This is a genomic window from Acuticoccus sp. I52.16.1 (assembly GCF_022865125.1).
GTDB lineage: Bacteria > Pseudomonadota > Alphaproteobacteria > Rhizobiales > Amorphaceae > Acuticoccus.
Map to the genome: position 1 here is coordinate 4,572,861 of NZ_CP094828.1, position 15,202 is coordinate 4,588,062.

Annotated in this window: 13 protein-coding genes; 5 read left to right on the plus strand and 8 right to left on the minus strand. The window is 69.9% G+C overall.

The annotated features are described in order from the left end of the window. Positions 1 to 184: 184 nt before the first annotated feature. Entirely contained in the window at positions 185 to 787 is a 603-nt protein-coding gene (locus MRB58_RS20605) for a hypothetical protein (protein ID WP_244778956.1), read from the plus strand. A gap of 4 nt (positions 788 to 791) precedes the next feature. Here the strand turns inward: MRB58_RS20605 and MRB58_RS20610 are convergent, their stop codons facing one another. The 6 genes from MRB58_RS20610 to MRB58_RS20635 form a co-directional block, all read right to left on the minus strand. After that, the gene (locus MRB58_RS20610; protein ID WP_244778957.1) at positions 792 to 3,887 is read right to left on the minus strand and encodes an efflux RND transporter permease subunit; all 3,096 of its coding nucleotides are present in this window, start codon (positions 3,885 to 3,887) and stop codon (positions 792 to 794) included. Beyond that, on the minus strand, positions 3,887 to 5,071 hold the full coding sequence (locus MRB58_RS20615) for an efflux RND transporter periplasmic adaptor subunit (protein WP_244778958.1): 1,185 nt from the start codon (positions 5,069 to 5,071) through the stop codon (positions 3,887 to 3,889). Before MRB58_RS20615 ends, MRB58_RS20610 begins: the two co-directional genes overlap by 1 nt. A 187-nt stretch (positions 5,072 to 5,258) precedes the next feature. Continuing rightward, a complete protein-coding gene (locus MRB58_RS20620; protein ID WP_244782065.1) occupies positions 5,259 to 6,239 on the minus strand; it encodes an ELM1/GtrOC1 family putative glycosyltransferase in 981 nt (326 codons plus the stop codon). Continuing rightward, positions 6,236 to 6,985 (minus strand): hypothetical protein, encoded by a 750-nt coding sequence (locus MRB58_RS20625; RefSeq protein WP_244778959.1) that lies wholly within the window; start codon positions 6,983 to 6,985, stop codon positions 6,236 to 6,238. The genes MRB58_RS20620 and MRB58_RS20625 overlap by 4 nt, the downstream gene beginning before the upstream one ends. Positions 6,986 to 7,182: 197 nt before the next feature. Then, entirely contained in the window at positions 7,183 to 8,328 is a 1,146-nt protein-coding gene (locus MRB58_RS20630; RefSeq protein ID WP_244778960.1) for an acyltransferase, read from the minus strand. 157 nt (positions 8,329 to 8,485) lie between these two features. Continuing rightward, positions 8,486 to 8,836, minus strand: coding sequence for a helix-turn-helix domain-containing protein (locus MRB58_RS20635; RefSeq protein ID WP_244778961.1), 351 nt, complete (start codon positions 8,834 to 8,836; stop codon positions 8,486 to 8,488). Between the two features lie 472 nt (positions 8,837 to 9,308). On the opposite strand from MRB58_RS20635, the gene purB reads away from it, so the two are divergent. Together purB and MRB58_RS20645 are read left to right on the plus strand one after the other, a co-directional pair. After that, a complete protein-coding gene (gene purB / locus MRB58_RS20640; RefSeq protein ID WP_244778962.1) occupies positions 9,309 to 10,613 on the plus strand; it encodes an adenylosuccinate lyase in 1,305 nt (434 codons plus the stop codon). Positions 10,614 to 10,711: 98 nt separating this feature from the next. Next, entirely contained in the window at positions 10,712 to 11,020 is a 309-nt protein-coding gene (locus tag MRB58_RS20645) for a hypothetical protein (protein WP_244778963.1), read from the plus strand. A 124-nt stretch (positions 11,021 to 11,144) separates the two neighbouring features. On the opposite strand, the gene MRB58_RS20650 is transcribed toward MRB58_RS20645, so the two are convergent. Both MRB58_RS20650 and MRB58_RS20655 read right to left on the minus strand, forming a co-directional pair. Continuing rightward, positions 11,145 to 11,348: a hypothetical protein gene (locus MRB58_RS20650; RefSeq protein ID WP_244778964.1), complete on the minus strand. Its 204-nt coding sequence runs from the start codon at positions 11,346 to 11,348 to the stop codon at positions 11,145 to 11,147. A 294-nt stretch (positions 11,349 to 11,642) separates the two neighbouring features. Further along, complete coding sequence (locus MRB58_RS20655; protein WP_244778965.1) at positions 11,643 to 12,656, minus strand: Tim44 domain-containing protein; 1,014 nt, start codon at positions 12,654 to 12,656, stop codon at positions 11,643 to 11,645. Between the two features lie 492 nt (positions 12,657 to 13,148). Here MRB58_RS20655 and MRB58_RS20660 point away from each other — a divergent pair, with 492 nt between their 5' ends. Next, entirely contained in the window at positions 13,149 to 13,883 is a 735-nt protein-coding gene (locus tag MRB58_RS20660) for an ion transporter (RefSeq protein WP_244778966.1), read from the plus strand. Between the two features lie 133 nt (positions 13,884 to 14,016). Then, a complete protein-coding gene (locus MRB58_RS20665; RefSeq protein WP_244778967.1) occupies positions 14,017 to 15,138 on the plus strand; it encodes a S1C family serine protease in 1,122 nt (373 codons plus the stop codon). Positions 15,139 to 15,202 lie beyond the last annotated feature (64 nt).

The window sequence follows — 15,202 nt, forward strand, 5'->3', positions numbered from 1 at the left end:
CGGCGCAATTGCCCGCCATGGCGCGCTTCCGCGTGGGGGACGGCGGAGGAGGCGGGCGGGCAAGAGGCGGGCGGGCGCGACGCCGTGCACGGTTGTCCCGGCCCGTCCGCTACGCCATCTGCGGGTGGAGCCGCGCGGGGCGACGGATCGCCGCCCTCCCGCGCGCGAGTGTTTGGGGAGACCGATGGATACCCGCAACGTTGCTGCGTACGCGCAGATGCACCGCACGCAGTCGTACGGCACCACGGCGCACCGCATGCGCCGCTACATCGAGCCGTGGGTGCAGCTCGCGCGGCCGCGCACGTTGCTGGACTATGGCGCCGGGCAGGGCCGCTTCGGCGCCGTGATCGACGTTCCGACCCTCGAAGAGCGCCACCTCTATGACCCCGCCATCCCCGAGATCGCGACGCTGACGCGCGAACGCTACGATTATGTCATCAGCATCGACGTGCTGGAGCACCTGGAGCCGGACGAGGTGGACGGCGTTCTGGCCGACGTCGCGCGGCTGACCGACAAGGCGCTCTTCATCGTCACCACGGCGCCGGCGCGGGCGATCCTGCCGGATGGGCGCAACGCGCACACCACGATCCAGCCGGGTCCGTGGTGGGGCGAGGCGATCGGCCGGGCGTTCGGCGTCGCCGAGGCGATCCCGGTGTGGCGCAAGAACCGCTGCGGCTTCAAGACCTACCGCTCGCCGCCCGGGGAGTGGATCGCCGCCGGCGCCAAGCTCGCCAAGGCCCAGGTCGTCCACCACCGCGCCAAGTGGCAAGCCAGGCGCGCCGGCTGACGGGCTACTCGGCCGGCAGCTCGGCGGGCTTTTTGATGTGGGCGAGCTCGGCCTCCAGCGTGCGCTCCACGGCCGAGCGCGGCGTCGTGAGGCGGGCGAGGAGATCGTAGAGCACCGGCGTCACCACCAGGGTCAGCAAGCCGGAGACGACGAGGCCGCCGACGATCACGGTGCCGATGGCGATGCGGCTCTCCGCCCCCGCGCCGGATGCCAGCACCAGCGGCACCGCACCCAGCACCGTGGACACGATCGTCATGACGATCGGGCGCAGGCGCAGCACGGTCGCCTCCAGCACCGCCTGGCGGATCGACATGCCCTCGTCCCGCAGCTGGTTGGCGAACTCGACGATGAGAATGCCGTTCTTGGCCATCAGCCCGATGAGCAGGATGATGCCGATCTGGCTGTAGATGTTGAACGTCAGCCCCGCGATCGCCATCGAGAAGACCGCCCCCGCGACGCCCAGCGGCACGGTCAGCATGATCGTCAGCGGGTGGACGAAGCTCTCGAACTGTGCGGCGAGGACGAGGAAGACGATGAGCAGCGCCAGGCCGAAGGTGAAGGCCGCGCCCGACGAAGTCTCCTCGAACTGCTGCGACTGGCCGGACAGGCTGATCCGCGCCTCCGGCGGCAGGAGCCGCGCGGCCTCGGCCTTCATGTAGGCGATCGCCTCGCCCAGCGTGTAGTCGTCGCCCACCGAGCCCTCGATGGTGATCGACGGCAGCCGGTCGAACCGGCGCAGCTCCGAGGCGGCGGAGCCTTCCTTGATGGTGACGAGACTGGACAGGGGCACCAGGCTTGTCCCGTCGCCCGCGCGCAGGAAGATGAAGTCGATGTCGGAGGGGGAGGAACGGTCGGACCGCTCCGCCTGGAGGAGGACCGGGTATTCGCGCCCACGGTCGACGAAGTTGGTCACCTCGCGCGAGGCGAGGAGGGTCTGCAACGAGGAGGCGATGGTCTCGACCGAGACGCCGAGGTCGTCGGCGCGCTTGCGGTCCACGGAGATGTAGAGCTGCGGCTGGTTCTCCTCGTAATCCATCTCCATGTTCTGCAGGTCCGGGTTGGCCTGCGCCGCCTCCAGCAGCTTGGCCGCCCATTGCTTCACGCTCTCGAAGTCCGGCCCGGAGACGACGACCTGCAGCGGCGTGCGGTTGCCCCTGAGGCCGAGGCCCGACGGGGTGATGGGGAAGCCCTTGGCCGCCGTGACGCGGCTCATTCCGGGGCGCAGCTTGGCCGCGATCTCTTGCGCGGAGAGGTCGCGCTCGCCCCAGTCGGCGAGGCGCAGGACCACGAAGGAGCGATTGGAGCGGCCCCACGAGCCGGAGAAGGTGAAGATCGTCTCCACCTCGCCGGACTGGCGCAACGGCTCGGCGATCGTCTCGACCTGCTGGGCGGCCTCGTCGGTGAAGGTGACGGTGGCGCCCTCGGGGGCGGTCAGCGGGACGAAGGCGACGCCGCGATCTTCCCGCGGGGTCAACTCGGAGGGGATGGTGCCGTAGACCACCGCGCCGACGCCGGCGATGCCCACCGCGATCGCCAAGACGATGAGCGGTGCGGCGAGGGCGGCGCTGACGATGCGGCGGAAGGTCCGCAACACGCGGCCCTCGCCGGCGCCGGAGCCGGACCCCGAATCGCGCCGCAGCACCTTGGAGGCGAGCGCCGGGCACGCCGTCAGCGCCACGAAGGTGGAGATCATCACCGCGCTCGCCATGACGAAGCCGAACTCGGTGAAGAGCCGGCCGACCTGGCCGCCGAGGAAGGAGATCGGCACGAACACCGCGATCAGCGTGAGCGACGTGGCGATGACCGCGAACGTTACCTGCCGCGAGCCCAGCACCGAGGCGACGAGGACCGATTCGCCGTCGTCGATCCGGCGCTGGATATTCTCCAGCACCACAATCGCATCGTCGACGACGAGACCGATGGCGAGGAGCAGCGCCAAGAGGGTCAAGACGTTGATGGAAAAGCCCATCGCGCCGATGAGGACGAAGGTGCCGATGAGGGCGATGGGGATGGTGATCGCCGGCACCAGCGTCGCCCGCCAGGACCGCAGGAAGGCCAGGATCACCGCCACCACCAGAAGGAGCGAGATGCCCAGCGCGGTCACCACCTCGGTGATCGAGGCGCCGACGAAGATCGCGTCGTCGGATCCGACGGAGATCTCCATGCCGCGTGGCAGCGACACCTGCAACGCGTCGATTTCGGCGCGGATGCCCTGGCTGATCGCCAGCGTGTTGGACTGGCTCTGGCGGATCACCGAGAGACCGACGGCGGGCCGCCCGTCGGAGCGCACGATGGTCGAATCGTCCGACACGCCGGGGATCACGCGCGCGACGTCGGACAGGCGGATCGGGTAGCCCTCGACCCGGTCGACGGTGACGTTGGCGAACGCCTCGACGCTCGGAAGGCGCGAGTTGAGGCGGACCATGAGCTGGCGGGCGGACGATTCGATCTCGCCGGCGGGTAGCTCCACGTTGGCCCGTTGCAGCGCCTGCGTCACGTCCGCCACGGTCAGGTTGCGCGCGGCCATCGCCCGCCGGTCGAGCCAGATTCGCACCGCGAACGGCCGGTCGCCGTAGAGGTCGATCGAGGCGACGCCGGGCACGGTGGCGAGCCGATCGACGACGTAGCGGTCGACATAGTCAGTGATCTCGGCCGGCGTCATGCGGGTCGAGGTGACGGCGAGGCGCATCACCGGGTCGCCGTCGGCGTCGGACTTGACCACCTGCGGCTCGTCGACGTCGTCCGGCAGGTCGCCGCGCACGCGGGCGACGGCGTCGCGCACGTCGTTGGCGGCTTCGTCGATGTTGCGGCCGACTTCGAACTCGACCGTGATCGAGGAGCGGCCGCGGCGCGACTGCGAGGACAGCGTCTTGATGCCGGAGATGCCCGAGATCGAGGCTTCCAGGATCTCGGTGATGTCGGTGTCGATGATCTCGGGCGCGCCGCCGGTATAGTTGGTGCGCACGGTGACGATGGCGGTGTCGATATCGGGCAGTTCGCGGATCGGCAGGCCGGTGAGGGCGCCGATGCCGAAGACGATGATGAGGAGGCTGACGACCGCCGCCAACACCGGGCGGCGAATGGCGAGGTCCGAGAGCATCAGGTGGGGCTCCCCGCGGTGACGGCGGCGGGGGCGGGTATGTCCGGCGCGACGGCGGCGGCGGGGGAGGTCGGCGCCTCGACGGCGGAGGAGTTGCCAGGCATCGGCAGCTCGCCGAGGATCTTCACCGCCCCGCCGTCACGCACCGACTGGATGCCGCGCGCGACGACCACCTCGCCGGCCGAGACGCCGTCCAGCACCTCGACGATGCCGTTGCGGCGCAGGCCGGTGGTGATGCGCCGCAGCTCAGCGACGTCCTCGTTCAGCACATAGATCTCGGTGTTGCCGCCCTGGACGAGGAGCGCCTCCTCGGGGACAACCACGGCGTGGCGATCGTCGAGCGCGAGGTCGAGGCGCATGAACATGCCGGCGGGCAGGACGCGGTCGTCGTTGGGGAGCGTCGCCTCGACCCGGAAGGCGCGGCTGACCGGATCGATGCGGCTGTCGATCGCGCCCACGCGGCCGGTGAAGACGCGGCCGGGGAAGGCGGCGCTCTGCGCGTCGACGCGCTGGCCGGGGCGGATCTGGCCGTACACCGTCTCCGGCAGGCGGAACTCGATCTCGACCTGGGAGAGGTCGTCCAGCGTGGTCAAGACGTTGGACGTCTCGACGCGGGCGCCGAGGTCCACCGCGCCGATCCCCAGAACGCCGGAGAAGGGCGCGACGATCGTGCGGTCGCGCAGGGAGTGGCGGGCGCGCTGGACGGCGGCCTCGGCGACGGCAAGCTCGGCCTTCAGGGTCTCGAGGGTCGCCTGGCTGACCGTCGACGCGTTGGAGCGGCGCAGCGTGTTGGAGCGGTCGAGCGCCGCGGTGCGTTCGGCGAGCGTCGCCTCGGCCTCGGCGAGCGTCGCCTCTTCGATGCCGGGGTCGAGACGGGCGATGACGTCGCCCTTCTCGACTTCGGCGCCGGGGACGATGTTCAGCTCGACGATGCGCCCGGAGGTCAGCGGCACGATGTCGACCGACTGGACGGCCTGGGTGGTGCCGACAGCCTCGACCGAGCGTTCCAGGACGCGGGTCGCGGCGGTCGTGACCTCGACCGAGGCGGCGGCGCGGATGGGGCGCGGCGCGGCGTCCCCCTCGGCGCTGTCCGTCCCGCTCGGACGCTCGAGGTAGATCATGTAACCCAGCCCACCGGCGACGGCGAGGAACAGCAGCAGAATCAGTTGTCGTGAAACGCTCATGCGTGTCTCCAGGCCGGGGCTCGGCACGACCGCCAGGGCGTACGGTCGGTGGACTATTGCGCCAGATTATTCCTGCCGCAACGGTGTGTGAGCATTCGCCGCGCAGCCGAACGAAATCTCAATCGCGGCGCCGGCAAGGCCGGGCCCAGCCTTGCGGTCGGCGCCGTGCGTCGCGGTGGCGACCCCCTCAGAGGCCGCGGGCCCGGAGCAGCGCGCTGAGGGCGGCGGGGCGCGATTGTGCCGGCGGCGAGGGCGGGGTCTGCAACGCCCGCGCGCTCAGCTCCCCGAAGCATGCGCGCGCGACGAGGCGCTGCGCCCGCAACGCCTCGATCTCGTTCATGTCGCGGCGGGGACCGGTGTAGAGGTCCGGCGCGATGACGAGGGTCGGGCGGGCCGAGGCCACCGCCTCCGTCACCATCGACAGGCTGTCGGCGGTGACGAGGATGAGGTCGCACTCGAAGGCTCCGGCGTTGGAGGCGAGACCGGCCTCGGCGTAGCGCACGATCTTCACCCGGCCCCCGACGTCACCCAGGGCGTCGGCGAAGGTCTCGAACAGTTTGGTCGAGGTGCGGCGCGAATCGTAGGCGACCAGCGTCCACTCGGGCTCCCCGGCGAGGATCTCGCCCAACGCGCGCGCCAGGGTCAGCATGTCCCGCTCGGTATAGGCGTAGTGCTTGGAATCGCCGCCCATCAGCAGCGCGATCCGGTGCGGCCCCGGCTCGCGCAGGGGCACGGGCCTGCGCAACGTGGCGGCGTCGATATCGGTCGGGCGCGGGGCGAAGACGGCGCAGCGCGCCTTGGTCGGCACCGGGGTCAAGAGCGCCGTGACACCGAGCTGCGGGCGCTTGGGAAAGCCGCAGTAGATGTTGCGCGCGCCGATCGCCCGCGCGACCGCGATGTTGGTGGCCGCCGTCGACGGTCCGGTCGAGACGACGATGTCGGCGCTTTCGGGCAGCGGCTCGGCGAGGTCGACGTTGCGGGCGATCCACGGCTTGGGCGCGCGCAAGGCCGCCGCCAGACGATGCAGCCGGCGCGACATCGGCCGCTTCTCGCGCATCGGGATCCAGCGCGCCTCGAGCGTGTGGTGGTGCTCCAGCGCGGCGAGGATGCCGGCCGAGGTGCGGTCATGGCCGGCGACCCCGTCGGTCAGGACGATGACGCGGGTCACTGCCAATGCTGAGCGATCCATGGCACCGGGCGCACGTGCTTGTGGAGGCGCTTGTACCAGGTCTTCTCCGGCCAGACCCCGTCGCGCGCATGGTCGGGGTTGGGGTAGCCGGTGAAGCAGACCACCTTGGCGCCGGCGCTGAGGCGGGCCGTGCGCAGGTAGTTGAGCGGAAAGGGCGGCATCAGCGTGTGCTTGAAGGAGACGCACCAGGGCGCGGGCCAGAAGGTCTTCGACGAGATGGTGCGCGACTTGAAGGTCTGGCTGTTGGGGTGCCGCGCGACGGTCCCGGCAGGGTCGGCCATCAGCGTCTCGTAGACCTCAGTGTGGGCGCCGACGGTGAGCCGGAAGACCGAGGTGTTGCCGATCCCCGAACCCTTTTGCGTCCAATTCTCGATCACGCAGTAGGTGGCCTCCGGCGCGAAGTCGAAGAAGTCGTCGATCGAGCCGGTGATGACGACGTCGAGGTCGAGGAAGAGGAAGCGCCCGGCGAGGCCGCCGACGCCGGCCTGCGTCAGCGCGATCTTGCGCCAGGCCTTGTTGATGTGGCTGGGCGGCAGGTCGATGGGCGGCAGCGGCATGGCCTCGATCGAGGGGTCGAGGCCGGTGCTATCGTCGGTGAAGCAGACGAAGCGCAGGGGCCGCGCGGTGTGGCGCCGCACCATGTTGAAGAGCGTGTTGGCATAGTCGGACCCGTAGACGGTGCCCCACTTCATGCACACGACCGTTTGTGGCGCGGCGGCGTCCATAGCCAAGCGTCTCCGTCGAAGTGGTGGGCGAGGCCCTGCGGACCGGTCCGCACCGCCGCCTTGAGTGGGTGACCGATTCGGCCACCCGGACTATTCGATAATGCCCCGGCGCACCGACGTCGACAGGCCGGCGCCGGAAACTTTCCGCCGGGCGACGCCATTCGGTGCGCCGGCGGGCCCGCCGTGCGGGGGCGCGGTCACGTCGCCGGCGTCGTCGATGGGGTGGGGGGAGCCGTGCGGGTGGCGTGACTGCCGAAGTGCCGGCGCAGTCTCAGGATCGGCTTCTCGACGAAGTAGAACGAGAGGACCGTCGGCACCAAGGTGAGGACGATGGAGCCGATGATGTGGGCCGGCTCGCCCGGCTGGTGGCCGAGCTTCTCCACGACATCGATCGCCGGCCAGTGCCACAGGTAGAGCCCGTAGCTGATCCGGCCGAGCCACGCCAACACCGAGATCTCGAGGATGGACACCGCGAAGCGCAGCCGTGGCCAGAAGAAGAGATTGAGGAAGAGCACGAACAGCGCGCCGCCCTGCAAGGTGTACCGCAGAGTCTCGCGGAAGCCCTCGTCCCGGTACAGGAAGCCGACCAGGAGGACGGCGAGGGCCAGCGCCACCGGCAGCGCCCCGATCAGCCGGCGCAACCGCTCCGGGCTGACGAAGAGGATGAGCGAGAGGAGGCAGCCCCAGAGGATGGATTCGATGCGGGCGTCGGTCGTGTAGTAGTTCCACTTCGGGAAGAAGTCCAAGATGTAGAACGTCGTCAGGCGCCAGAGCAGGGACAGGCCGCAGACGACGAGGCAGCCGATGATGAAACGCCGCAAGTCGAAGCCGAACGCCGCCAGCATCGCCGGGAAGATGAGATAGAAGTGTTCTTCCACCGCCAGGGACCACAGGTGGCCCCAGTTGAGGTTCTCCGGGATGTGGTGGGCCTGGTAGTAGATGTTGAGGTAGTTCTGCCAGTAGGTGACGGCGGCGAACACGTCGATCCAGCGCGGGTAGGTCGACAGGACGAGCGCGTAGACGATGGCGGAGCCGGCGAGCATCAACCACATGGCCGGCATCAACCGCAGGAAGCGGCGGACGTAGAAGCGCCACAGGTGGATCCGCTGAGTGGCCGCGCGCTCGGCGAGCAGAAGGCGGGTGATCAGGAAGCCCGAGATGAAGAAGAAGACCGTCACACCGAAGCCGCCCGGGATGCGGTCGCCGGCGCCCATGTGGGCCACGATCACGAGGAGCACCGAGAAGGCGCGAATCCCGTCGAGTCCAGGGATGTATCCGAAGCCGGCCCTGGCGGGGATCACACCGGCGCCGAGGGGGGTCTCTGCCAGAGTCGCTCCTGCCACGCCAACCCAACCTTTGCATTGCGATCGGACCGGACGTGTCCCGACCTCCGCAAGGGGAATGCACGCTCCGGGAGGATTCGGTCAAGGCGTTGCGGCTCGCGCCCCCGGCCTCACCATGTGGCGAGGTCGGGTCGAGAGGGGGCGCAACGCGCGCGGGCTAGGCGTCCAGCGCGGTCGAGCGCGCGGCGAGGTCTCGCATGATGCACATCACGGCGCTGCGCCGCTCCGGCGTCATGGCCGTATAGAGGGACAGGCATTCGGTCGCTTCGGGGCCCATGTCCACGCCATCGACCAAGTAGGTGACGGTCGTTTGCAGGACATTGGCGAGCTTCTGGAGATTGTCGATGCGCGGGGTGGCGCCCTTTTGCTCCAGAATTTGCGTGAGATAGGCCGGGTTGAGGCCGGCTTCGCTACAAACCTGCGAGCGCGTCTTGCCGCTGGCCGTCAGACAGCTGCGTAGGCGCGATCGCCAGTCGTTAATTTCCACAGGGCTGATCTGGTGTTGCAAATCTACGTCCTCGCCATCGGTTCGACCATTGTGCCATCGGCGCAAGGGAACGAAAGCCTCTAACGTGAAAAAACCGGCGGCAAAATCTTAACATAGGCAAATTTCCAGGCAACCTGGCGCCGAAGCTGCATTATGCTGCCGAAGTTCGCGTTACAGGTCTGAAGTATCGGGCCGCAAGAGATTGTCGAACGCGGCATATTCCTGTCGGCAAACCCGCGTGGCGGCGCTCGATCCCTGCGGCTCGGCCGGGCGCGGGTCGGCCGATATTTCTTTTAGGCGACCGATTTCGGCCGATGCGCGCGGTGGCGCCGGGGGGCGGGGCCGCGCGCAAGTGCCGCGGCCGGAGATTCCGGGGCGGCCCCGGTGCAGTTAGTTGGCGCCCATGCCCTCGACGCCCTTGTCCTCGGCGCGCATTCCCTCTTTTTGGTGGCAAAATCGCTGCGCACCGCCAGGGGGCGGACAAGGAGTACCCATGATCCCGAGATATAGCCGCCCCGAGATGGCGAACATCTGGTCGCCGGAATCGAAATTCCGCATCTGGTTCGAGATCGAGGCGGCGGCCGCCGAGGCGATGGCCGAGCTGGGCGCCATCCCCGCCGAGGCCGCGCGCATCATCCGCGAGCGCGGCGGCGCGGCCACGTTCGACGTCGACCGGATCGACGAGATCGAGCGCGAGACGCGCCACGACGTCATCGCCTTCCTGACCCATCTGGCCGAGATCGTCGGCCCGGAGGCGCGCTTCGTGCACCAGGGGATGACCTCCTCGGACGTGCTCGACACGACGCTCGCCGTCCAACTGATGCGCGCCAGCGACCTCCTCATCAGCGATGTCGAGGCGCTGCTGGCGGCCCTCGAGCGCCGCGCCCTCGAGCACAAGCTCACCCCCACGATCGGCCGCAGCCACGGCATCCATGCCGAACCGACCACCTTCGGCCTCAAGCTCGCCCAGGCCTACGCCGAGTTCGAGCGCAACCACGCCCGCCTGGTCGCCGCCCGCGCCGAGATCGCCACCTGCGCCATCTCCGGCGCCGTCGGCACCTTCGCGCACATCGACCCGCGCGTGGAGGCGCACGTCGCCGCCAAGCTGGGCCTCGCCGTCGAGCCGATCTCGACGCAGGTGATCCCGCGCGACCGGCACGCGGCATTCTTCGCGACGCTCGGCGTGGTGGCGTCCTCGGTGGAGCGGCTGGCGACGGAGATCCGCCACCTCCAGCGCACCGAAGTGGGCGAGGCGGAGGAGGCCTTCGGCAAGGGGCAGAAGGGCTCCTCGGCGATGCCGCACAAGAAGAACCCGGTGCTGACCGAGAACCTCACCGGCCTCGCCCGCATGGTGCGCGCCTATGCGCTCCCCGCGATGGAGAACGTCGCGCTGTGGCACGAGCGGGACATCTCCCATTCCTCGGTGGAGCGGATGATCGGCCCGGACGCGACCGTGACGCTCGACTTCGCGCTGGCGCGGCTGACCGGCGTGGTCGACGGGCTGGTGGTGAAGACCGACCGCATGGCGCAGAACCTGGCGCAGCTGGGCGGGCTCTTCCACTCGCAGCAGGTGCTGCTCGCGCTCACCGTCGCGGGCGTGGCGCGCGAGGAGGCCTACCGCTGGGTCCAGCGCAACGCGATGCGGGCCCACGCCGGCGAGGGGACCTTCCGCGCGCTGGTGGAGGCGGACGCCGACATCGCCGGGACGCTGTCGGGCGAAGCGCTGGCCCACGCCTTCGACGAGACGGCGCATCTGCGCCATGTCGACACCGTCTTCGCGCGGGTGTTCGGGGCGTAGATGATTTTATTGTGTTGCGCACCGGCTTGAGCTGGCGCGCGACACGGGGTCCCATGAGCATCTGCCGAACGGCACATCGATCGATGGGAGGAACCGCCATGACGGCACGACGTGTCGCCCTCGCCCTGGCGGCGGGGCTGATGATCTGGGGGCCGGCGGCGGCGCAGGAAGCGCTGTCGCCCGCCGACATCCAACGCATTCGCGACAGCGCACCCGACTGCCGCTCGCATCCGGACTATCCCTGGATCGGGCGGGTGTCGGGCGATTCGGAAGGGATCGCGGGCAACACGATCCCGGTCTCGTTCGTCGGCTGCTTCCCGAACGAGGGCGAGTGCGAGACCTGGAAGACGCGCACCAGCTCGGTGATCACGACGACCATCATCCAGTACAGCTGCCGCAAGCGCTGAAGCCGGCGGCAAAGACGAGACGGCCCGCGGGCATCGCTGCCGCGCGGGCCGACCGTGTCACCTGCGAAGGGGGATGGGGCGGCCGGTTCGGCGCCGGCGCGACCCGCGTCCCGTCATCGCCCTTTCAGCGCAGCTCGTCCGGCCCGCGCACCAGGTGCAGCGCGCGGGGGTGAGCCGCGCGGCCGCCGCCGTTGCTGCGGAACGCGTGGGCGCGCCGTTCGTCGTCTTCACGCGCGCGGTTGGCGCGACGTGCGCCTTCGAAACCGTTGTCGGCATAACTCCGGTCGAGGCGGCCCTCGTAGTTCGCGAGGAACAAGTACTTCCACATGAGGCCCTCCATCAATCACCAGGGGTCGCAGCGGGGCGGCGTAGAGCCGGCGCGTCGCGGCGACCGCAACTCCGTCTCGGGACCATCCCGCGACGTTCGATCTATATAGCAAAGGCGCACTCATTGCGCAATGGCATTCTCGTGTCCGCACGGTGTGCACCTTTTCCGGCGCGATATGTCATGAAACTGTTGCAAAGAGGCGGCCATGGCGAGACGCGGGCACAAAAAAAGCGGCGCCGGAGCGCCGCTTTCGTCGATTTGTCGTCCATGTGATCCCCGCAGACGGGGCGGGAGTTACGGCTGCTGGATCGCCGAAAGCTGCCAGCGGCCCCCGGCCGGACGCACGAACGTCCAGATCTCGGTGGTCTCGGTGGGGCCCGAATCGCCCTCGCGGATCTCTCCGGTCTGGCGGTCGCGCATCACGTCGATGCTCTCGTAGCGCATGGCGACGGTGGCGTAATCGCGGCCGTCCTCGCGCCAGGACTCGGCGAGGTCGCCCTCCAGGAGCTTCACGTCGACGACGTCGTTCTTCACGCCGCTGACCGCATTCTGGCTCAACTCTTCGGAAAGGTACGACACGATCTCCGGGGTGCAGCGCTCGCGCAGGCCCGCATAGTCCTCGCGGGTGAAGGCGGCTTGCACCTCGACGAGGAGCTGCTCGAACGCGTCGTAATCCTCGGCGGTGAGGCCGAGTTCGTCGCCTCCGGCCGCAGCCGTGGGGGCGGTGCCCATGTCGTGGCCCGTCCCGCTGCCCATCCCGGCGCCGGCTGAGGCGCCCATCGGGGCGCTCTCGTAGGCGTTGCGGGACATGTCGGGCTCGGGCGGGGCGCTGGCGCGCGGGGTCCCGCCGCCGGAACCGGCGAAGGACGGCTGCTGGCGGCTACGGAACCAGCGCATGATGAGCGAGACGACCAGGATCGCGATGCCGACCTGCAGGATCAGCCCGAGGAAGCCCGCCATTCCCCCCAGGCCGTTGCCCATCAGCATGCCGATGAGGCCGCCGAGCATCAAACCGCCCAGGAGGCCGCCGGCGAGACCGCCGAACATGCCGCGACGGCCCTGCTGAGCGGCGCCGCGGGCGGCTTGCGAAGAGGGACTCGCCTGGGTGCGCGGGGTCATCGAGCGATTGATGGGGCTCGTCGTCGACGGAGCGGTGGTGGTCGGCGCGGGGCGGCTGTAGGTGCGCGCACCACGGCTGCCGAACGAGCCACCGCGCCGGGCGTCGGCGTAATCGACGGCCACGAACGAGACGCTCAGGGCGATTACGGCCAGGGCCAGGACGGCCTTCAGGGAATGGAAGAAGCGCATTGTCACCTCGATGAGGGGTCATTTTGGCTTCATATGGGGGTGGAGGGGGCCGCACACAAATTGCGCAATTGCCCTGCGGCGCATCGGTCGCAGGGGGAGGGCCCCCCGCCGGGACGGCGACGGCCCGGTTCACGCGTCCTTTCCTGGCCTGTGACATCACAATTCGTGCATGGTGGGCCATAGATCGGCGGGACGGCCCCGTGCGGCCGGGGCGCCGCTGCGACCGGGCGACGCACGCAGCGGCGGGAGGCAGCACTGACGGCACCACCGGACCCGGAGACACGCGGGGAGAGCCCGACGCGCGGGGCGACCGCGGCGCGCGCAGATCCCGCGGCGGACGAGGCGGCGCTCCAGCCGGCGCCACCGGGCGGTGAGCGGCCCAGCCATCCGGCGCCCGGCGCGCAGGGCGAGCGGCCGCGCAGTCGCCACGAGCTGGCACGCCGGCGCACGCAGGCGATCCTCGACGGCTACGATCCGACGTTCGGCCGGACGGTGGCGTTCGCGATCCAGGCGATGATCGTCGTGTCGGTCGTCTCGATCGCCATCGCCACGATGCCCGACCTGCCGGGTTGGCTGGCGAGGGCGCTCGTCGTCGAAGAGTGGGTGGTCGTCCTGTTCTTCAGCGCCGAGTACGTGTTGCGCGTGTGGTCGGCGCCGCGGCCGCTGCGCTACGTCTTCTCCTTCATGGGGCTGATCGACCTCATGTCGGTGCTGCCGACGCTGCTGCTGCTGGGCTACGACGTGCGCTCGCTGCGGGCCCTGCGGGCGCTGCGCATCCTGCGGCTCTTCAAGCTGATGCGGTATGTGCGGGCGTTCGACCGGCTGGCGCGGGCGGTGGGACGGGTGGCGGACGAGCTGGTGGTGTTCGCCGGCGTCGCGCTCATCGTCCTCTATCTGTGCGCCACGGCGATCTACCATTTCGAGCATGACGCCCAGCCGGAGGCCTTCGCCTCGATCCCACATGCGTTGTGGTGGGCGATCGTGACGCTGACGACGGTCGGCTACGGCGACGTCTATCCCGTGACCGTCGGCGGGCGGATCTTCACCGGGATGGTGCTGATCCTGGCGCTCGGCGTCATCGCGGTGCCGACGGGGCTGGTCGCGACGGCGCTGTCGGAGGAGGTCCACGTGAAGCGCGAGAGGGCGCATTCCGAGGACCACGGGCACGACGATCGCCGGGACGGGGACCGCCGTGACGGCGAACGGCCGCGCGGGGAGGGTGGCTGACGCCGCGTCGCGCCAGTGGCGAGGCGCCGCCATGCAGCCGGCGCGGGGCTGGCGGGCGGCGCCGCGGCGCCGTCGACAAAGCGGCGGAGCGGTCCCACTTGCAAGGCGACGACCAACCCGCTGACCTCGACCCATGCCCCATGATCCCTTCAGCCGCCGTGTGCTCGCCCTCGCGCTGGCGGCCGCACTCCTGATCCTCGCCTATGAGGCGGGGCCGGCCTTGCGCCAGGCGCTGCGGGCACCGGTGGCCGAGCCGCGCATCGTCACGCCGCGCGGCGAGCTGGCCCCGGCGGAGAACAGCACGATCGCCGTCTTCGAGCGTGCGCGCGACAGTGTCGTCTCCATCTCCACCTCGCGCCGCGTGGTCGACTATTGGACGCGCAACGCCCACGACGTGCCGCGCGGCACCGGGTCGGGCTTCGTGTGGGACAAGGCGGGGCACATCGTCACCAACAACCACGTCATCCAGGGCGCCTCGTCGGCCTCGGTGCGGCTGGCGGACGGGCGCGTGTTCGACGCTTCGCTGGTGGGGACCGATCCGACGCACGACATCGCCGTCCTCGAGATCGACGTGCGCGAGGCGGACCTGCCGGCGCTGGCGATCGGCACCAGCGCGGACCTGAAGGTGGGGCAGTCGGTGCTGGCCATCGGCAACCCGTTCGGACTCGACTGGACGCTGACGACCGGGATCATCTCCGCGCTCGACCGCGAGCTGCCGAACGACGAAGGCGGGGTGATTCGCGGCCTCATCCAGACCGACGCGGCGATCAATCCCGGCAACTCCGGAGGCCCGCTGATCGACAGTGCCGGCCGGCTGATCGGCGTCAACACAGCGATTTTCAGCCCCTCCGGGTCGAGCGCGGGCATCGGCTTCGCGGTCCCGGTCGATGCGGTGAACCGGGTCGTGCCGCAGATCCTCGCCTCCGGCCTCTACCGTCCGCCGGTCCTGGGCGTCGTCTCCGATCCGCGGGCGGATGCGCTGCTGGCGCGCCAGGGCGTGCAAGGCGTCTTGATCCTGTCGGTCGATCCGGGGACGCCGGCGGCCGAGGCTGGGCTGAGGCCTGTGCGCCAGACCCGCGGCGGCGAGATCGTTCCGGGGGACGTCATCGTGGCGCTCGACGGGGAGACGTTGGGCGGAACCGAGGCACTGCGGGCCGCGCTCGATCGGCGCCGCGCGGGGGATCGGGTGCGGCTGGGCCTTTTGCGCGAGGGGGCACCCGCAGAGGTTGAGGTAACTCTGGCGGCGGCGGGATGACGGCGAAGATGGGATCGGCATGACGGGGGCGGTGGACGCGCTACCGAGTAGGGTCTAAGAGGGC